This is a genomic window from Actinobacillus succinogenes 130Z, from assembly GCF_000017245.1.
GTDB classification, from domain to species: Bacteria; Pseudomonadota; Gammaproteobacteria; order Enterobacterales; family Pasteurellaceae; genus Exercitatus; species Exercitatus succinogenes.
Genome location: NC_009655.1, coordinates 885,131 through 903,375 on the forward strand (window position 1 = coordinate 885,131; position 18,245 = coordinate 903,375).

Genomic DNA, 18,245 nt, shown 5'->3' on the forward strand with positions numbered 1-18,245 from the left:
TTATAAAAGGAATCTAATGAAATCATTAAACACAGATTATTTTTCCAGAATAGACCATTTGCGCTTTTTTGCTGCAACATTGGTAATTTTCCATCATTTTAGGGGAAAGCTATCGCTGGACAATGGACAATGGACAATGGATATTATATCGTCAAGCTCATTGTTTATCAAAACTTGGCTCATAAATGGTTCTACCGGCGTTAGTCTATTCTTATTTTTGACTGGTTTTTTGTTTTGCATTATCAGTGGATATGGTGAAAAGAAAATACAATATAAAGGTTTTATTTATAATCGAATTTTACGTATTTTCCCTATGATGGTGTTGATGGCTTTTATTGTTATAACTGTTAATAGAGCCGGTTCTACACCAATGGATATTTTCAGAATATTAACTTTACAATTAAATACGGGACATTCTTATACGGGCTGGGGACATGAATTTTATCCTTCTGGTCCAATATGGACGATTGCAGTAGAATTTCAATTTTATTTGCTTTTCCCATTCCTGGCTCTGTTTTTATCTAGGTATGGATTAAAATATCTATTCGCTATTGTTTTATTATCTATAGCATTAAGATTTAATATCCACAGTCTAGTTAGTAAACCAATGTATTGGAATTTTTATCATTCCATTTTTGGTCGTTTAGATCAATTCGTATTAGGCATGATTTTTGCTGTACTTTGGAAAAGAGGATATTTCTCTTTATTTTCTTCTAAACTAGTATCACTGGTAGTTGTTATTACATCAATTATTGTATTAATGTATTTATTTACGTTTAAGAAAACAGATGCTATTTACACTTACTTTTCTTTTACTATAGAAGCTATTTGCTGGGGATTAATTGCTGTGGCTTATTTTGTGGTTAAGTTACCTAAAGTGAAATTTATAGATACATCCTTAGCAAAATTGGGGGAAATTAGTTTTTCACTTTATATTTTGCATTTGCCGATAGGTGGGATGGTAACTAGGGTATTGAACTTGTCTCTTGCTACTAGTGTTACTGATTCCTTGAGTATGACATTAATACGGCTCATTCCTATAATCTTAGTCTCATTTTTTACATTTTATGTGATTGAGAAGCCATTCATGTCATTACGAGTAAAATATACTTCATAAATAGGGATTATATGATTAAAGAGGTACAAGGACTTAGGTTTTGGGCGATTTTAATGGTCATTTTTGTCCATTCGCCTATCATTATTCCAACAGAATATTCTGGGGTGAAAAATGCAATTTGGAAGGTATTTCATACCTCAACAGGTGTTGAATTATTTTTCGTTTTGGCTGGTTATTTTATGATTTCTAGCTTAGAAAAACTAAATATTGATGCAACCGAGAAGAAAATATCAACTAAATTAATTATTGAATTTATTGTTAAAAAATTTAGACGACTAGCCCCATCTGCCTATTTTTGGGTTTTTATCGCTTTAACATTTTCAGTGATAACAAATAATAAAGCTTTATTCTTAGAACCATCAGTGATGGCACAAAAGTTTTTTTCAACCATTTTGTGGTTTAGAAATTTTAATGAAGCTGCTCAACCTACCCATTTAGGCTACTTTTGGGCTATTTCATTAGAATTTCAGTTTTTTGTAATATTCAGTATTATTTATTTAGTATTAGGTAGAAAATATACTTTATATATTTCTATTGTCCTTTGTTGCATTCAAATGTTTTATCGACCGGGAGGGGGGATGTCTTGGTTATTTAGATTTGACCCTCTCTTATATGGTGTATTAGCTTACTATTTATTTGATTACGTAGGTCGGGATTTTTTTGCTAAAATTTTTACGCATAATTATTTTGTAAAAGTAAGTTTATCTTTATTATTAGTTCTCTCGTTATCTGCTGTATTGACTGCATTTCCCTCTTATCCAAATCTTAAGATTACAATAAGTGGTCTTACAGCTGCATTTATGCTTATTTTAGCTTTAAGTCGAAATGGTCATTTTTATACTGAAAATAAAATATTAGCCAGTGTTATTGATTATATCGCAAGTCGAAGCTATGCGCTTTTTTGTACTCATATTTTAGTATGGTGTATTGTTAAATATTTCTATTCTGTAATTAATATTAATAATGGTAAGGTTTTATTTATTTCAGCCTTAATTGCTATGTTCTTAGCTTCCGAATTTAGTTATCGTTATATTGAAAATATATGGGTAAAGAAAAAATAATAGTTATCTTTACTTTGTCTAATATGAGATGGTAGGAATTGTGATGACGACAATATAAGTGAGATTTTATAGATAATTAATTATGAACTTTAAGTATATAAAAATAAACAGAACAACAGCTATTGAGGCAGCAAAGCGCCTTGTGGTTGATAGTATTTGGAAAAGTGCCAATATTGAATTGGTGAAAGGTATTAATTTTCCTGAAACGCAAGAAATTTTTGAAGGGAGGATTCCTGCGAATGCGGATGTTGAGAAGGTTATTGTGGTGAATAATCTGAAACGCGCTTGGATGTTTTTATTTGATAATTTAGATTACCCACTTGATCTTCAATTAGCATCGGAATATAACCGAATTATTGGGGAAGGCGGTTTATATTCTAATCCGGGAAAATTGCGCGATCAAATTGTGCGTATTTCAGGAACGAATTATATACCGTTGATTCCGTCTTACGAAAATGTGCGAGAGCAGATTAATTGGGTAAATAAAATAGAAAATCCGATTGATAAAGGGTTAGAAATTTTCACATTATCAAGCCGTGGGCAGTGGTTTAATAATGGCAATAAGCGAACGGCTCAAATGTTGGCAAATCATCTTTTTCTACAAGATAATGCGGCTGTTTTAGCTATTCCTGATATTCATAAGGAACAGTTTATGGAGCATTTAGTCAATTATTATGAATCGGACGATAGCTTGATATTAAAGAATTTCTTATATGAAACTTCGGTAGAGATGTTACCTAGCGGTTTAACAATGAGTCAATTAAAAAAATTAAATTTGGCATAATCTTTGAGAGAATGCCATTTTTTATTTATTACAAGTAAAAGAGTTTATTAATGAAAATCTTAGTCACAGGCGGAGCCGGTTTTATCGGTTCCGCCGTTATCCGTTATATTATCCGCAATACGCAGGACAGTGTCGTGAATGTGGATAAGCTTACTTATGCGGGAAATCTTGAATCCCTTGAATCTGTGTCCGATAACCCTCGTTATACATTTGAACGGACGGATATTTGTAATAGGGCAGCATTAGATCGCATATTTGCCGACCACCAGCCCGACGCCGTAATGCACTTAGCGGCGGAAAGTCATGTGGATCGTTCCATTGACGGTCCGGCGGCGTTTATTCAAACCAATATTGTAGGCACTTATACGCTATTAGAAGCAGCTCGTGCTTATTGGAATGGGTTAAGTGCGGTCAAAAAATCTGCATTTCGTTTTCATCATATTTCTACTGATGAGGTGTATGGCGATTTAAAAGATACGGACGATTTGTTTACGGAAACTACACCTTATTCGCCGTCTAGTCCTTATTCTGCATCTAAGGCATCAAGCGATCACTTAGTGCGTGCGTGGTTACGTACGTACGGTTTGCCAACCATTGTGACTAATTGTTCAAATAATTATGGGCCTTTCCATTTTCCTGAAAAATTGATTCCACTCATGATTTTAAATGCGTTAGATGGTAAAAAATTACCAGTATATGGCAATGGTACGCAAATTCGCGACTGGTTATTTGTGGAAGATCATGCCCGAGCTTTATATAAAGTGGTTACGGAAGGTAAAATCGGCGAAACTTATAACATCGGTGGACACAACGAAAAAGCCAATATTGAAGTGGTGAAAACCATTTGTGCATTATTAGAAGAACTTGCACCAAATAAACCTGCCGGTGTGGAAAAATACGAAGATTTAATCACTTATGTAACCGACCGCCCGGGGCACGATGTGCGTTATGCCATTGATGCAGCCAAAATTGGCAGAGAGCTTGGCTGGAAACCGAAAGAAACCTTTGAAACTGGCATTCGCAAAACCGTTGAATGGTATCTTGCCAATAAAAAATGGTGGAGCCGAGTGTTGGATGGCTCGTATAATCGTGAGCGGTTAGGTGTGAAATAGCCTAAAAAAGTTCTTAAAATGTCTGAACAATATTATTTAGATTTTTCATCATTAGAAAATGTATTTATTTCTTTAGAGCAAACCATTGAAAAATTGGATAATTACGAATGGTTTTCGCAACAAGATTTAATCATTCAAGATACGTTAATTGCCGGTGCAATTCAAAAATTTGAATTTGTTTATGAATTAGCGATAAAAATGATGAAACGTCATATTAAATTTACAGCCTCAAACGATCAAGATATTGATAATGCTGACTTTAGAGAAATTTTACGTACAGCTGCTCAGATTGGTCTTATCGAAAATATTGAAGATTGGTTTGATTATCGTAAAATGCGTAATATTACATCACATACTTATGATCAATCTAAAGCCCGGCAAGTATATCAACAAATTGCTGATTTTTTGCTGAGCTGCCAATATTTAATTTTGCAACTGCAAAAATACAAAAATAGCTATGCTTGATTTATCTGCCGAACATCTTTCTGTTGTGAAAGAAATATTAAACGACAAAGTACCAAATTGTCCTGTTTGGGTTTTTGGCTCCAGAATTAAAGGTACGGCAAAACGTTATTCCGATTTGGATTTAGCGATTATGACTAAACAGCCGCTCACAATCAGACAGTTATCTGAATTGGAAATGGCATTTAGTGAATCTGATTTGCCTTTTAAAGTAGATATTATTGATTGGGCGAGTTGTAGTGATAATTTTAAGCAATGTATTTTGCAACAATATGAAATATTAATTTAACACGGAATCTTATAATGAAAGGCATTATTCTTGCAGGCGGTTCGGGTACTCGTCTTTATCCTATTACCCGTGGCACATCAAAACAGCTTTTGCCTGTTTACGATAAACCGATGATTTATTATCCGCTTTCTGTGCTAATGCTTGCCGGCATTCGTGATGTGTTAATTATCACAACACCTGAAGATAATGCAAGCTTTAAACGCTTATTAGGTGATGGCTCGGATTTCGGCATTAATTTAAGCTATGCCATTCAACCAAGCCCGGGTGGCTTAGCACAAGCATTTTTAATTGGCGAAGAATTTATCGGCAACGATTCGGTTTGCTTAGTGTTGGGCGATAACATTTTTTATGGTCAGCATTTTTCACAATCATTGAAAGAAGCCGCGGAATTTGTCAAAGAAAAAGGTGCAACGGTTTTTGGCTATCAGGTGAAAGACCCTGAGCGTTTTGGCGTGGTGGAGTTTGATGAAGATTTCCGTGCGTTGTCGATTGAAGAGAAGCCGCTTAAACCAAAATCAAATTGGGCAGTAACCGGCTTGTATTTTTACGATAATCGTGTGGTGGAATTTGCGAAACAAGTGAAACCATCAGCGCGTGGCGAGTTGGAGATTACCGATCTAAATGATCTTTATCTCAAAGACGGTTCATTAAATGTGCAAATTTTAGGCCGCGGATTTGCTTGGTTGGATACGGGCACGCATGACAGTTTGCATGATGCGGCGAGTTTCGTGAAAACAGTACAAAGTCTGCAGAATTTACAAGTGGCTTGTTTAGAAGAAATTGCATGGCGTAATGGTTGGCTTTCTACCGAACAACTAGAAAAATTGGCTCAACCTATGGCAAAAAATGAATACGGGCAGTATTTATTGCGATTGGTTAAAAATAAATAGAAGTAAGGTGCATTTAACGCACTAAAAGATCAATCGATAATGGTGCGTTTGCCAACGCACCCTACAAGTATCAGAAAATAAAATGAAAAAATTTTTAATCACAGGTGCAAAAGGACAGGTCGGATATTGCTTAACTCAACAACTTACAGGTAAAGCTGAAATTTTAGCCGTTGATCGTGACGGGTTGGATATTACCGACCAAAGTGCGGTCAGAAATGCAGTAATTTCTTTTCAACCTGATGTTATTATCAATGCAGCAGCCCACACGGCTGTGGATCGCGCTGAAACTGAAGTAGAGCTTTCAGAAGCAATTAATGTCAAGGGTCCTCAATATTTGGCTGAAGCAGCAAATGAAATCGGTGCAGCAATTTTGCATATTTCCACTGATTACGTTTTTGAAGGCAACGGCACAAACGAATATCAAGAAGACGACCAAACCAATCCGCAAGGTGTGTATGGTCGCACTAAATTAGCAGGTGAAATTGCGGTTCAACAAGCCAACCCGAAACATATTGTGCTTCGCACCGCTTGGGTGTTTGGTGAACGCGGCAACAACTTTGTCAAAACCATGATTCGCTTAGGCAAAGAACGTGAAGTGCTAGGCGTAGTGGGCGATCAATTCGGCGGACCAACTTATGCAGGCGATATTGCGGCAGCATTAATTCACATTGCCAATGAAATTATCAATGGCAAAACCGATGTTTTCGGTGTGTATCACTTCACTGGTAAACCTTATGTAAGCTGGGCGGAATTTGCCAAAGCGATCTTCAATGAAGCTGTTTCGCAAAAGATCTTGGAAAAATCACCGCTTGTCAATGCGATTGCTACGCATGAATATCCGACACCGGCTAAACGCCCGGCCAATTCACGTCTAAATTTAGATAAAATTGACCGCACTTTTGGCATTAAACCGAGCGATTGGCAAAAAGCACTGAAAAATATTAAGGCGTATGCCTAAAGGAGAGCATGATGCTTAGTAAAGTTGAGCGATTAATTGATGAAATTAATAAACTTCATCTTGCTTTTTCTCAAGATTATTTTGAAACGGGAAAAGTAGAGAAAGTAAATTTAAAACATACGCTTGCAAAAGTGCCGGTGGAGCATATTTTGGCATATCGTTTAAATTTACATGAATCTATTAATGATTATTTATTCCGTGCCAATTTATATGATATTCCTTATTTTTATCGCGTAAAGGCATCTGAGTCGATTTTAGCCAAAATAGAACGCTTTTCTCATCGTTCAGAAGGTTATCCGGTGAATAGTATTATGAATGATATTTTTGGTGCGCGAATTATTGTGGATACCGAAGATATTGCTCAAATAATGGAAAAACTTGATGATTGGAAAGAACAATATGGGTTAAAAAATTGGTATTTACGCGATAAAGAAGAATATATTGGTATTCATATTTATTTTAAAAATTCCAGCAACTTTTATTATCCTTGGGAATTACAAGTTTGGGATAAAAAAGACGCAGAAAAGAATATTCAAAGCCATATTAAATATAAACGTCATTTTGTAAATAAGAAGTAAGATGAAAATTATAGAAACAAAAATCCCTGAAGTGAAATTATTAGAACCGACGGTATTGGGGGATGAACGTGGTTTCTTTATGGAAACCTTTCGTGATGAATGGTTTAAACAAAATGTTGCTGACCGCACTTTTGTGCAGGAAAATCATTCAAAATCAGTAAAAGGTGTATTGCGAGGTTTGCATTACCAAACGGAAAATACCCAAGGCAAATTAGTCCGCGTGGTGCAGGGGGAAGTGTTTGATGTGGCAGTGGATATGCGTAAAAGCTCGCCGACATTCGGGCAATGGGTCGGTGAAATTCTTTCTGCTGAAAATAAACGCCAACTTTGGGTGCCGGAAGGCTTTGCCCATGGTTTTTATGTGCTGAGTGAAACGGCTGAATTTACTTATAAATGTACGGATTATTACAACCCAAAAGCAGAGCATTCATTATTGTGGAATGATCCGACAGTCGGGATTATGTGGAATTTGGTTGGCGAACCGAGTTTATCGACAAAAGATCTTGCCGGCAAATTGCTCAAAGACGCGGTTTTATTTGATTAATCAAGTACAAGCAAAGTAAAAACTGATATAGTAGCGCCCACTATATCAGTTTTCTTTTTTAGAAGGATTTTATATGGCAATGCAAATTTTGCTTTCAACGGAACCGGCCCCTGAATCCTGGGGCAAGAAAGCGCTGTTGAGTTTTCATGGCGAGCGAGCTACCATTCATTTCTCATCCAATTCTGACCGCACTTTAGTGCAAAAAGCCGCGCGTAAATTGCGTGGACAAGGCATTAATGATGTGGAATTGGTGGGAAGTGATTGGTCATTAGAAAATTGTTGGGCGTTTTATCAAGGGTTTTACACCGCAAAACAAGATTGGGCGGTGGAATTTCCTGAGTTAGGCGAATATCACGATGAACTGTTTGCGCGTTTGCAATGCGGCGATTTTGTACGTGAAATCATTAATTTATCTTCGTCTGTGATTACACCTGTTGAACTGGTTCAACGCGCTGTAGATTTTATTTGCCGACAAGCGGAACAAGTTGAGCTCGAAAGTGCGGTCAAATTTGAGATAATTTCCGGTGAAGCATTATGCGAGCAGAATTATCAAGGCATTTGGAATGTAGGTAAAGGTTCGGCTAATGCCCCCGCCATGTTGCAATTAGATTTTAACCCGACAGGCGATGACAATGCGCCCGTGTTGGCTTGTTTAGTGGGCAAAGGCATTACGTTTGATAGCGGCGGTTATAGCATTAAACCGAGCAACAGCATGGATAGCATGAAATCCGATATGGGCGGTGCGGCGTTATTAACGGGGGCGCTGGGTTTAGCCATTACCCGTGGTTTGCAACAACGCGTGAAATTGTTCCTATGTTGCGCGGAAAATATGGTGAGTAGTACCGCATTCAAATTAGGTGATGTGATTACTTATCGTAACGGCGTGAGCGCAGAAATTATGAATACCGATGCGGAAGGGCGTTTAGTGCTGGCTGACGGGCTGATTTGTGCGGGCGAGCAAAAGGCACAATTTATTTTAGATGCCGCCACCTTAACCGGCGCGGCAAAAGTGGCGGTGGGCAATGACTATCATTCAGTATTATCTATGGATGATAAACTTGTGGCAGATTTATTGAGTTCGGCACAAGAAGAACAAGAACCGTTCTGGCGTTTGCCGTTTGAAGAATTCCATCGTGCACAAATTAGTTCGTCTTTTGCGGATATTTCTAACACGGGGTCAGTGGCGGTGAGTGCCGGGGCGAGTACGGCAACGGCATTTTTATCGCATTTTGTGAAAGATTATCAACAAAATTGGTTACATATCGATTGTTCCGCCACTTATCGTAAATCGCCAAGTGATTTATGGGCAACAGGCGCAACCGGCTTGGGGGTGCAAACCATTGCGAATTTATTATTGAAAAAAGGAGCCTGATATGGCGTTAGAACGTACGTTATCAATTATTAAACCTGATGCTGTCGAACGTAATTTAGTGGGTAAAATTCTCTCTCGCTTTGAAGAAAATGGTTTCCAAATTGTGGCAATGAAAATGTTACGTTTAAATCAAGCTCAAGCGGAAGGTTTTTATGCGGAACACCAAGGCAAACCGTTTTTTGACGGCTTAGTGGAATATATGACATCGGCGCCGGTAGTGGTTTCCGTGCTGGAAAAAGATAATGCGGTAAAAGATTACCGCACGTTAATCGGCGCCACCGATCCGCAGCAGGCTGCGGAAGGCACTATCCGCAAAGATTTTGCGGAAAGCCGACGTCGGAATTCGGTGCACGGTTCGGACAGTGAAGAAAGTGCGGTCAGAGAAATCGCTTATTTCTTTGTTGAATCTGAAATCTGTCCGCGCTAAAAACGGTTGAAATAAATCCCCCCGGATACCCTGTTCCGGGGATTTTTTATTTTTAGATTGAAATTCGGATAAAAACGCGTATTATGGCCGTCTAAACGGCTAAACTCATATTAAGGAAAGAACATGTCAACCCATTTATTTACTTCCGAATCCGTGTCAGAAGGGCATCCGGATAAAATTGCAGACCAAATTTCAGACGCGGTATTGGACGAAATACTCAAACAGGACCCGAAAGCGCGTGTAGCGTGCGAAACCTATGTAAAAACCGGTATGGCGTTGGTGGGCGGTGAAATCACCACATCCGCCTGGGTGGATATTGAAAATCTCACTCGTCAGGTGATTTGCGACATCGGTTACAAACATTCGGATATGGGATTCGACGGGCATTCATGCGCCGTATTGAATGCTATCGGCAAGCAGTCGCAGGACATTAATCAGGGCGTGGATCGTGAAAATCCGTTAGACCAAGGCGCAGGCGACCAGGGCATTATGTTCGGTTACGCGACCAACGAAACCGAAGTTTTCATGCCGGCACCGATTACTTATGCGCACCGTCTAATGGAACGTCAGGCTAAAGTGCGTAAAGACGGCACCTTGGATTGGTTGCGCCCGGACGCCAAAAGCCAGCTCACCTTTAAATACGAAGACAATAAAATCGTAGGTATTGACGCGGTGGTGCTTTCCACTCAGCATGCGGAATCCGTCAGCCAAAAAGAGGTGCATGAAGGCGTAATGGAAGAAATCATTAAACCGGTATTGCCGGCGAAATGGCTAGATAAAGACACTAAATATTTTATTAACCCGACCGGACGTTTTGTTATCGGCGGGCCGATGGGCGATTGCGGTTTAACCGGCCGTAAAATCATCGTGGATACCTACGGCGGCGCGGCGCGTCACGGCGGCGGCGCGTTTTCCGGCAAAGATCCGTCGAAAGTGGACCGTTCGGCTGCTTATGCCGCCCGTTATGTGGCGAAAAATATTGTGGCGGCAGGGTTGGCGGATCGCTGCGAAATTCAGCTTTCTTATGCCATCGGTGTGGCGGAACCGACTTCCATCATGCTGGAAACTTTCGGCACCGGTAAAGTAGCGAACGAATTATTGGTGAAACTGGTACGCGAATTCTTTGATTTACGTCCGTACGGTTTAATCCAAATGTTGGATCTTATTCGACCGATTTACCGTGAAACCGCCGCTTACGGACATTTCGGACGCGAACAATTCCCATGGGAAAAAATTGATCGTGCGGCCGAATTAAGCGCGGCGGCCGGGCTATAAATTTAACGATGATTTATGAGAGGCACGTGTTTTTTAAGCGCGTGCTTTTTCATTTGCAACGCGGCATGTAGATTTACCCGTGAAAATTCTGTGGGATTATGCTATATTGGCGCCGAATTTTAACATAATAAGGAGTAATCCATGAAAAAGACAACATTAGCTATGGCACTAGGGGCATTGGTTTTTAGTGGTGTTGCCAGCGCAAATTGGTATGTTGAGGGGAATGCCGGCTATTCCAGACTGAAAACTTCGGGTGGCGACGGTTATGATCTCAAAGACAATTCATTTTCGCCAAGTCTCGCTATCGGTTATAAAGTTAACGATTGGCGTTTTGCATTGGATTATACTTATTACGGTAAAGCCGATGAAAACTACGGCTGGCAGTATTACCAAGAACATGAAGTCGGTAATGAAGAAATGAAAGCATACGGTTTCGGACTTTCCGCCTATTATGATTTCAACGTTAACAGCAGTCTGAAACCTTATGTAGGCGCCCGTCTTTCAGTTAACCACATTAAGTCCGAACTAGACTACACTCTTTACTCCGACAACACCGGTAAGGTAGTTCGTCGCGGCAGTTACTCGGATTCCGAAACCAAATTCGGTTACGGTGCCGTTGTGGGTGTGAGTTATAATTTTGCACCGCAATGGGATTTAAACGTAGCGGCAGAATATAATCGATTGGGCAAAGAAAATGGCGTTAAATTCGACCAATACGGCGCGAAAGTGGGTGTGCGTTACAGTTTCTAATTTGCATCCCTAGAAATGAACGGCGCGCGTTTTTAACGCGTGCCTTTGTTTTCTGTAAAACTGAAATATTTTCCATGGAACAACAAACCCGATTCCGTCATTTAAAAATGCAGATTCAACGTAAGCTGAACGCCTGTTTACAAAAATCCGAGCAATTTTTTGACCGCACTTTTGCCGTGCCGACGGTGAGTTATGAAGTGCGCGGCATAAAGGCGGGTGTGGCATATCTGCAAAAAAACGCAATAAAATTTAACCGCACTTTATTGCTGGAAAATCCGTCGGAATTTGTGAATCAAGTGGTGCCGCACGAATTGGCGCATTTAATTGTGTATCAACTGTTCGGACGGGTGAAGCCGCACGGTAAGGAATGGCAAGCCGTGATGACGAACGTCTTTCAACTGCCCGCCGAAACTTATCATCAATTTGATGTGAAATCCGTTCAGGGCAAAACCTTTGCTTACCGCTGCGGTTGCCGCATTCATCAGCTTTCCGTGCGTCGTCATAATAAAATTCAGCGGGAACGTGCGGTCTATTTATGTCAATATTGTAAAGGACGTTTGGAACCGGTGAACAAAATTTGTCCGTGAAGTTACGGGGAAATTGTGCTATATTTATATTGAACTTTTAAACATAATAACGAAGGGGGAGTTTATGAAAAAGACAACATTAGCTATAGCATTAGGCGCCTTGGCATTTGCGAGCGTAGCAAGCGCAAACTGGTATGTTGAAGGCGATGCGGGGTATTCCAAATTGAGAACATCGGGCGGTTTGTCGAGTAAAATCAGCGACGGTTCGTTCTCTCCGAGTGTCGCCGTAGGTTATAAAGTGAATGATTGGCGCTTTGCCTTAGATTATACTTATTACGGTAAAGGTGATGAAGGTTTCGGCGACTTGGGCGGTTCGGGCGAAAATGAAGTGAAAGCGTACGGTTTCGGCCTTGCCGCTTATTATGATTTTGATCTCGGCACCAGTTTAACGCCTTATCTGGGGGCGAGAATTTCCGCCAATCATATTAAAGTTAATAGTGACTTTAATAACGCTTCCGATTATTTCCATTTTTCGAATTCCAACACTGAATTCGGTTACGGTGCGATTGCCGGGGTAAGCTACAATTTTGCACCGCAGTGGGATTTAAATGTCGCGGCGGAATATAACCGTTTGGGTGAAGTACGTGACGTAAAAGTCAACCAATACGGCGCGAAAGTCGGCGTACGTTATACATTCTAAGCTTTAACAATTAGCTGATCGTTTTCAAGTGCGGCGGAAAAAACAGAAGTTTTTCCGACCGCACTTTTTCTTTGTCTAAAATTTAACCGAATTATTATATTTTCCTTAAGATGCGGTTGAAATTCGTGAAATTATTCCTATATCAACAAAGTAGTTTTAACGAGCCTAACCAAATAGGATAAATAACATGAGCAATAATCAACAAACTCTCGGTTTCCAAACGGAAGTGAAACAACTTCTGCAATTAATGATTCATTCCCTGTATTCCAATAAGGAAATTTTTCTGCGCGAATTGATTTCCAACGCGTCCGATGCGGCGGATAAATTGCGTTTCAAAGCGCTTTCCGCGCCGGAACTGTATGAAGGCGACGGCGATTTGAAAGTGCGCATTCGTTTTGATGAGAAAAAAGGTACGCTGACCGTCAGCGATAACGGCATCGGCATGACGCGCGAACAGGCGACGGAACACCTGGGCACCATTGCGAAATCCGGAACAAAGGAATTTTTAACCGCACTTGGGCAGGATCAAGCCAAAGACAGCCAGTTAATCGGTCAATTCGGGGTGGGATTCTATTCCGCCTTTATCGTAGCGGACAAAGTGGAAGTACGCAGCCGTGCAGCGGGTGTGCCGGCGGAACAGGGCGTATTATGGACATCTGCCGGCGAAGGCGAGTATTCCGTCGAAGATATTGAGAAAAAAGAACGCGGTACGGAAATTACGCTGTTTTTGCGCGAGGACGAAAAAGAATTTTTGAACGAATGGCGTCTGCGTGAAATTATCGGCAAATATTCCGATCACATCGGTTTGCCGGTGGAAATTCTGACCAAAGAATTCGATGAAGAAGGCAAAGAAAGCGACGTAAAATGGGAAAAAATCAATAAAGCTCAGGCCTTGTGGACGAGGGCGAAAGGTGAAATCTCCGACGAAGAATACCAAGAATTTTATAAACATATCAGCCATGATTTTGCCGATCCGCTAGTATGGCAGCACAACAAAGTGGAAGGTAATCAGGAATATACCAGTTTGCTTTATGTGCCGTCCAAAGCGCCGTGGGATTTATTCAACCGCGAGCAAAAACACGGCTTGAAGCTGTATGTGCAACGGGTATTCATTATGGATGATGCGGAAGTGTTCATGCCGAATTATCTGCGTTTCATGCGCGGTTTGCTGGACAGCAACGATTTGCCGTTAAACGTTTCCCGTGAAATTCTGCAGGATAATAAAACCACGGCGGCATTACGTAAAGCCTTAACCAAACGTTCCTTACAAATGCTGGAAAAACTGGCGAAAGACGAAGCGGAAAAATATGCGACATTCTGGAAAGAATTCGGTTTAGTGCTGAAAGAAGGCGTGGGTGAAGATTTTGCCAACCGCGAACAAATCGCCAAACTATTCCGTTTTGCTTCCACTCACACGGACAGCAGCGAACAAAGCGTATCGCTGGCGGATTATATCGCCCGCATGAAAGAAGGACAAAAAGCCGTTTACTATATTACCGCCGACAGTTACGTCGCGGCGAAAAACAGTCCGCATTTGGAATTGTTCAATAAAAAAGGCATTGAAGTGTTGCTGTTGTCCGATCGAATCGACGAATGGATGTTGAGCTATTTAACGGAATTTGACGGCAAGCCGTTACAATCCATCACCAAAGCGGATTTGGATTTAGGCGATTTGGCGGATAAAACCGAAGCGGAAAAAGAGAAGGCGCAGGACGAAGCTTTAAGCGGTTTCATCGAACGGGTGAAAACCCTGCTGGGCGAACGGGTAAAAGATGTGCGTTTGACCCATCGTTTAACCGATACGCCGGCGGTGGTATCGACGGATAACGATCAAATGACTACTCAAATGGCGAAATTGTTCGCGATGAGCGGTCAGCCGGTGCCGGAGGTGAAATATACTTTTGAATTGAATCCGGATCACGCTTTAGTGAAAAAAACGGCGGCATTGACCGATGAATCCGCTTTCGCCGACTGGGTGGAATTGCTGTTGGAGCAAGCCATGTTGTCGGAGCGCGGCACCTTGGAAAATCCGACGGCTTTCATTAAACGCGTGAATACCTTGCTTGCAGGCTAGATTTGTCGCATTATATGACCGCACTTTACCGGGAACGGAGAAAGTGCGGTCATTTTTTTAGGTGTTTTTCAGATTTTATCGGGTCATCAAACAAAGTCATGGCAACTTTTGTCGCGTGGGGTAATATTCGGCAGGATTACCCGTTTCAAACTATTCCGTCCGAACTGGTTCCCGAACGGTTGCATCTATCGTCCGATGGCGAAAGCATTAACGGAAATTCCCGTGTACGGCAACGGCACCACTGCCGCCGGCTGGCGCATTTTTTACTGTGGCGCTTATGCGGACAGGCGGGAATCGATACGGGATTGCTGTCGCATATTTATTATACCGCCAGCGGTCGTCCCGAATTCCCTTCAAACCGAATTGATTTTAATATTTCCCATTCCGGCGATTGGGTCGCGGTAATATTGTCGGTTTCGTCCGCCAAGCCGGCGGTGGGCATCGATATCGAGATAGCAAAAACAGAACGAAATTTCACCGCACTTTTAGCTCATTTTGCTCCGCAAACGGAACAGCGCTGGCTGGCTAAACAGAGTAATATCGTTGCAGGATTTTATCGTTGCTGGTGTTTGCGCGAAGCCGTACTGAAATCGCAAGGGGTAGGTATTGTGAAGTTGAGCGAAGTCCGGCATTTGCCGGAACGGCAACAGATTCGAACGGCATATTGCCCTGCCGGTCAGTTGTTTTTTTCTGAAGAATTACCGTTTTACCTCGCATTATTTGCGGCGGGGAATGAATTGGATGATGTCCGTTATTTCCATTGGTCGCCCGGAACAGAACGGGGGCTTTGCGCGTATTCGCTCAAAAGTGCGGTCAAATATTCAGTTAATTTTTAACCGTATATGCAAAAATTTTGTGACGAACCTCAAATTTTTCAATAAAAATAGCAAAAATATTCGTATTTTTTAGTATTCTTAGTGCTATTCGAAAATAAGGAAAAATCATGGTCGATATCCAACAATTTAGTCAGAATGATATTGAAATTATCAAAGAAGAGCCACTTTATCATGGCTTTTTTCAATTAAAACGGGTGCATTTTCGCCATAAACTGTTTGCCGGCGGGATGAGCGGCGAAGTAGTGCGGGAATTGCTCGTGAAAGGCGCCGCTTCTGCCGTGATTGCCTATGATCCCGAACGGGATACGGTGATTTTGGTAGAGCAAGTGCGTATCGGCGCTTATAATCCGAGTTTTTCCGGTTCGCCTTGGTTGTTAGAGCTGATAGCCGGTATGGTGGAAGAAGGCGAGTTGCCGGAAGAGGTTGCCGGACGTGAGAGCCGGGAAGAAGCCGGTGTCGAGGTGACGAATCTGATCCGTGTATTGAGTGTATGGGACAGCCCGGGAGGCACGGTGGAACGCATTCATTTGTTTGCGGGCAAAGTGGATAGTTCGAAAGCAAAAGGTCTGCACGGATTAGCGGAAGAACATGAAGACATTAAAGTCCATGTACTCGAACGGGAGACCGCTTATGCATGGGTGGAGCAGGGCAAAGTGGATAACAGCACGGCCGTGCTAGGATTACAGTGGTTGCAACTCAATTACAGAAAATTGCAACAGGCTTGGTTGTAAAATGTGACGAATGTGGCATTTTTAGCAAAAAGTCTGCGCAGAAATATGATCTTTATAACATTTTCGTATTTTAACGGATGCAAATTTTTCTGAAGCGGATAATCTTGCGATTGCGACATTGGATGGGGAACAGGAGAATCCCATGATTAACACGTATCAATATGACACGGATTCGGATGAGATACGCATTCTACAAATAACCGATCCGCATTTGTTTAAGGACGCCGGCAGCGAGTTATTAGGCATAAATACTTGCGCCAGCTTTAACCAGGTTTTAACGGAGATTCAGGCTTCGCCGTTCGAGGCGGATTTTGTTTTGGCCACAGGCGATTTGGTGCAGGACAGTTCGGACGAAGGTTATCTGCGTTTCTGCGAAATGGTGCAACCGTTGGGCAAACCGGTTTTCTGGTTGCCGGGCAATCATGATTTTCAACCGAAAATGAATGAATTGCTGAATAAAAATCACGGGAATATTTGTGCCGAAAAGCAGATTTTGGCCGGTGAACAATGGCAGGTATTGTTACTGGACAGTCAGGTTTTCGGGGTGCCGCACGGTAATCTGACGGAATATCAGTTGGACTGGCTGCAGAATAAATTAAAAGCACAAGCGGACCGTTATGTGCTGATTGTGTTGCATCATCATTTACTTTCAACCCATTCCGCATGGTTGGATCAACACAATTTGCGTAATGCCAATGAGTTGGCGCAAATTTTGGCGATGTCCGATAATGTAAAAGGCATTGTTCACGGACATATTCATCAGACGGTGGACGACCTGTGGAACGGTTATCGGGTGATGTCGACACCTTCCACCTGTATTCAATTTAAGCCGGATACCAATCATTTCGCCTTGGATACGCAACAGCCCGGCTGGCGGGAAATTATACTGCATACCGACGGAAGTATTGAAACCTATGTCCGCCGTATTCGACAAGCCAGTTTTCTACCGAATATGAGTGAAGACGGTTATTAGCAAAAAAGATCGGATAATCCGATCTTTTTGATTTAGCGCAATTTTTGCTGTTATTACCTCTAAATGGTTAATGTCTTCTATCTCAATTTTCTACGACTTCCTAACAGCTTATGCTAGAATCTGACATTATTTTAAGCTGGATTTTTTATGCCGAATCAACTTCAATTAGAACAAATTGCCTGTCAACGGGGGGATAAGGTTTTATTTACCGATTTGTCTTTAATCTTTAAATCGGGGGATTTTGTGCAGATTGAAGGACATAACGGTATTGGGAAAACCAGTTTGTTACGGATTATTGCAGGTTTGGCGCAGCCGTTAACGGGTAACGTGTGCTGGAACGGTGAGAAACTTTCTCAGTGCCGAGAACAATTTCTCGGGGATTTATTGTATTTGGGGCATCTTTCCGGTGTTAAACCTGAATTAACCGCGTGGGAAAATTTGCTGTTTTATCAAAAGATTTCCGCTTGCGAGCAAGGTGAAGATGCATTATGGCAGGCGTTGGAAATGGTGGGATTGGCGGGACGTGAAGATATTGTCGCCGGACAGCTTTCCGCCGGCCAACAAAAACGCATTGCTTTGGCGCGTTTATGGTTATCCCGGGCACCGCTATGGATTTTGGACGAACCTTTTAATGCCATTGATAAACACGGAGTAGCAGTACTGACACAATATTTCGAGCGGCATGCGGAAAACGGCGGAATCGTGATCTTAACCAGTCATCAGGATGTGCCGAGCAGAATATTGCGTAAAGTGCGGTTGGATTCTTACAAGTTTTTGGAATAAGC

General features: G+C 41.5%; 20 protein-coding genes and 1 pseudogene. All 21 read left to right on the forward strand.

Going from position 1 to position 18,245, the window contains the following annotated elements; all coding sequences use genetic code 11:
* Positions 1 to 16: 16 nt before the first annotated feature.
* The 21 genes and pseudogenes from ASUC_RS04260 (at position 17) to ccmA (ending at position 18,243) form a co-directional block, all read left to right on the forward strand.
* Entirely contained in the window at positions 17 to 1,117 is a 1,101-nt protein-coding gene (locus ASUC_RS04260; RefSeq protein ID WP_012072571.1) for an acyltransferase family protein, read from the forward strand.
* A gap of 11 nt (positions 1,118 to 1,128) precedes the next feature.
* Positions 1,129 to 2,178, forward strand: coding sequence for an acyltransferase family protein (locus tag ASUC_RS04265; RefSeq protein ID WP_012072572.1), 1,050 nt, complete (start codon positions 1,129 to 1,131; stop codon positions 2,176 to 2,178).
* Positions 2,179 to 2,260: 82 nt separating this feature from the next.
* Positions 2,261 to 2,962: a Fic family protein gene (locus ASUC_RS04270; RefSeq protein WP_012072573.1), complete on the forward strand. Its 702-nt coding sequence runs from the start codon at positions 2,261 to 2,263 to the stop codon at positions 2,960 to 2,962.
* A gap of 50 nt (positions 2,963 to 3,012) precedes the next feature.
* Entirely contained in the window at positions 3,013 to 4,074 is a 1,062-nt protein-coding gene (gene rffG / locus ASUC_RS04275; protein WP_012072574.1) for a dTDP-glucose 4,6-dehydratase, read from the forward strand.
* Positions 4,075 to 4,092: 18 nt separating this feature from the next.
* A complete protein-coding gene (locus tag ASUC_RS04280) occupies positions 4,093 to 4,539 on the forward strand; it encodes a nucleotidyltransferase substrate binding protein (RefSeq protein WP_012072575.1) in 447 nt (148 codons plus the stop codon).
* Entirely contained in the window at positions 4,532 to 4,825 is a 294-nt protein-coding gene (locus ASUC_RS04285) for a nucleotidyltransferase family protein (RefSeq protein WP_012072576.1), read from the forward strand. The genes ASUC_RS04280 and ASUC_RS04285 overlap by 8 nt, the downstream gene beginning before the upstream one ends.
* A gap of 14 nt (positions 4,826 to 4,839) precedes the next feature.
* On the forward strand, positions 4,840 to 5,715 hold the full coding sequence (gene rfbA / locus ASUC_RS04290; RefSeq protein ID WP_012072577.1) for a glucose-1-phosphate thymidylyltransferase RfbA: 876 nt from the start codon (positions 4,840 to 4,842) through the stop codon (positions 5,713 to 5,715).
* 76 nt (positions 5,716 to 5,791) lie between these two features.
* Positions 5,792 to 6,673: pseudogene (gene rfbD, locus ASUC_RS04295) on the forward strand (dTDP-4-dehydrorhamnose reductase); the annotation flags it as partial.
* An 11-nt stretch (positions 6,674 to 6,684) separates the two neighbouring features.
* The gene (locus ASUC_RS04300) at positions 6,685 to 7,251 is read left to right on the forward strand and encodes a nucleotidyltransferase family protein (RefSeq protein WP_012072579.1); all 567 of its coding nucleotides are present in this window, start codon (positions 6,685 to 6,687) and stop codon (positions 7,249 to 7,251) included.
* 1 nt (position 7,252) lies between these two features.
* Positions 7,253 to 7,795 carry a dTDP-4-dehydrorhamnose 3,5-epimerase gene (gene rfbC / locus ASUC_RS04305; RefSeq protein WP_012072580.1) on the forward strand — a complete coding sequence of 181 codons (543 nt, stop codon included), beginning with the start codon at positions 7,253 to 7,255 and terminating at the stop codon, positions 7,793 to 7,795.
* A 79-nt stretch (positions 7,796 to 7,874) separates the two neighbouring features.
* Complete coding sequence (gene pepB, locus ASUC_RS04310; protein ID WP_041834734.1) at positions 7,875 to 9,167, forward strand: aminopeptidase PepB; 1,293 nt, start codon at positions 7,875 to 7,877, stop codon at positions 9,165 to 9,167.
* Position 9,168: 1 nt separating this feature from the next.
* A complete protein-coding gene (gene ndk / locus ASUC_RS04315; RefSeq protein ID WP_012072582.1) occupies positions 9,169 to 9,594 on the forward strand; it encodes a nucleoside-diphosphate kinase in 426 nt (141 codons plus the stop codon).
* A 123-nt stretch (positions 9,595 to 9,717) separates the two neighbouring features.
* A complete protein-coding gene (metK, locus tag ASUC_RS04320) occupies positions 9,718 to 10,869 on the forward strand; it encodes a methionine adenosyltransferase (RefSeq protein ID WP_012072583.1) in 1,152 nt (383 codons plus the stop codon).
* Between the two features lie 141 nt (positions 10,870 to 11,010).
* Positions 11,011 to 11,619 carry an opacity family porin gene (locus tag ASUC_RS04325; RefSeq protein WP_012072584.1) on the forward strand — a complete coding sequence of 203 codons (609 nt, stop codon included), beginning with the start codon at positions 11,011 to 11,013 and terminating at the stop codon, positions 11,617 to 11,619.
* 74 nt (positions 11,620 to 11,693) lie between these two features.
* Positions 11,694 to 12,206 (forward strand): SprT family zinc-dependent metalloprotease, encoded by a 513-nt coding sequence (locus ASUC_RS04330; RefSeq protein WP_012072585.1) that lies wholly within the window; start codon positions 11,694 to 11,696, stop codon positions 12,204 to 12,206.
* Between the two features lie 64 nt (positions 12,207 to 12,270).
* Positions 12,271 to 12,846, forward strand: a complete 576-nt coding sequence (locus ASUC_RS04335) for an opacity family porin (RefSeq protein WP_012072586.1) — start codon at positions 12,271 to 12,273, stop codon at positions 12,844 to 12,846.
* Positions 12,847 to 13,033: 187 nt separating this feature from the next.
* Positions 13,034 to 14,920, forward strand: coding sequence for a molecular chaperone HtpG (htpG, locus tag ASUC_RS04340; protein WP_012072587.1), 1,887 nt, complete (start codon positions 13,034 to 13,036; stop codon positions 14,918 to 14,920).
* A gap of 98 nt (positions 14,921 to 15,018) precedes the next feature.
* A complete protein-coding gene (locus tag ASUC_RS04345; RefSeq protein ID WP_041834610.1) occupies positions 15,019 to 15,756 on the forward strand; it encodes a 4'-phosphopantetheinyl transferase family protein in 738 nt (245 codons plus the stop codon).
* 107 nt (positions 15,757 to 15,863) lie between these two features.
* On the forward strand, positions 15,864 to 16,487 hold the full coding sequence (gene nudF, locus ASUC_RS04350; protein WP_012072589.1) for an ADP-ribose diphosphatase: 624 nt from the start codon (positions 15,864 to 15,866) through the stop codon (positions 16,485 to 16,487).
* A gap of 142 nt (positions 16,488 to 16,629) precedes the next feature.
* Complete coding sequence (cpdA, locus tag ASUC_RS04355; protein WP_012072590.1) at positions 16,630 to 17,460, forward strand: 3',5'-cyclic-AMP phosphodiesterase; 831 nt, start codon at positions 16,630 to 16,632, stop codon at positions 17,458 to 17,460.
* Positions 17,461 to 17,607: 147 nt separating this feature from the next.
* On the forward strand, positions 17,608 to 18,243 hold the full coding sequence (gene ccmA / locus ASUC_RS04360; RefSeq protein ID WP_012072591.1) for a cytochrome c biogenesis heme-transporting ATPase CcmA: 636 nt from the start codon (positions 17,608 to 17,610) through the stop codon (positions 18,241 to 18,243).
* The last annotated feature ends 2 nt before the right edge of the window (positions 18,244 to 18,245 follow it).

Bases quoted from the DNA above. Each gene is read 5' to 3' on its own strand.
- ASUC_RS04260 (WP_012072571.1), top strand. From the start codon at position 17: ATGAAATCATTAAACACAGATTATTTTTCCAGAATAGACCATTTGCGC.
- ASUC_RS04265 (WP_012072572.1), top strand. From the start codon at position 1,129: ATGATTAAAGAGGTACAAGGACTTAGGTTTTGGGCGATTTTAATGGTC.
- ASUC_RS04270 (WP_012072573.1), top strand. From the start codon at position 2,261: ATGAACTTTAAGTATATAAAAATAAACAGAACAACAGCTATTGAGGCA.
- rffG (WP_012072574.1), top strand. From the start codon at position 3,013: ATGAAAATCTTAGTCACAGGCGGAGCCGGTTTTATCGGTTCCGCCGTT.
- ASUC_RS04280 (WP_012072575.1), top strand. From the start codon at position 4,093: ATGTCTGAACAATATTATTTAGATTTTTCATCATTAGAAAATGTATTT.
- ASUC_RS04285 (WP_012072576.1), top strand. From the start codon at position 4,532: ATGCTTGATTTATCTGCCGAACATCTTTCTGTTGTGAAAGAAATATTA.
- rfbA (WP_012072577.1), top strand. From the start codon at position 4,840: ATGAAAGGCATTATTCTTGCAGGCGGTTCGGGTACTCGTCTTTATCCT.
- ASUC_RS04300 (WP_012072579.1), top strand. From the start codon at position 6,685: ATGCTTAGTAAAGTTGAGCGATTAATTGATGAAATTAATAAACTTCAT.
- rfbC (WP_012072580.1), top strand. From the start codon at position 7,253: ATGAAAATTATAGAAACAAAAATCCCTGAAGTGAAATTATTAGAACCG.
- pepB (WP_041834734.1), top strand. From the start codon at position 7,875: ATGCAAATTTTGCTTTCAACGGAACCGGCCCCTGAATCCTGGGGCAAG.
- ndk (WP_012072582.1), top strand. From the start codon at position 9,169: ATGGCGTTAGAACGTACGTTATCAATTATTAAACCTGATGCTGTCGAA.
- metK (WP_012072583.1), top strand. From the start codon at position 9,718: ATGTCAACCCATTTATTTACTTCCGAATCCGTGTCAGAAGGGCATCCG.
- ASUC_RS04325 (WP_012072584.1), top strand. From the start codon at position 11,011: ATGAAAAAGACAACATTAGCTATGGCACTAGGGGCATTGGTTTTTAGT.
- ASUC_RS04330 (WP_012072585.1), top strand. From the start codon at position 11,694: ATGGAACAACAAACCCGATTCCGTCATTTAAAAATGCAGATTCAACGT.
- ASUC_RS04335 (WP_012072586.1), top strand. From the start codon at position 12,271: ATGAAAAAGACAACATTAGCTATAGCATTAGGCGCCTTGGCATTTGCG.
- htpG (WP_012072587.1), top strand. From the start codon at position 13,034: ATGAGCAATAATCAACAAACTCTCGGTTTCCAAACGGAAGTGAAACAA.
- ASUC_RS04345 (WP_041834610.1), top strand. From the start codon at position 15,019: ATGGCAACTTTTGTCGCGTGGGGTAATATTCGGCAGGATTACCCGTTT.
- nudF (WP_012072589.1), top strand. From the start codon at position 15,864: ATGGTCGATATCCAACAATTTAGTCAGAATGATATTGAAATTATCAAA.
- cpdA (WP_012072590.1), top strand. From the start codon at position 16,630: ATGATTAACACGTATCAATATGACACGGATTCGGATGAGATACGCATT.
- ccmA (WP_012072591.1), top strand. From the start codon at position 17,608: ATGCCGAATCAACTTCAATTAGAACAAATTGCCTGTCAACGGGGGGAT.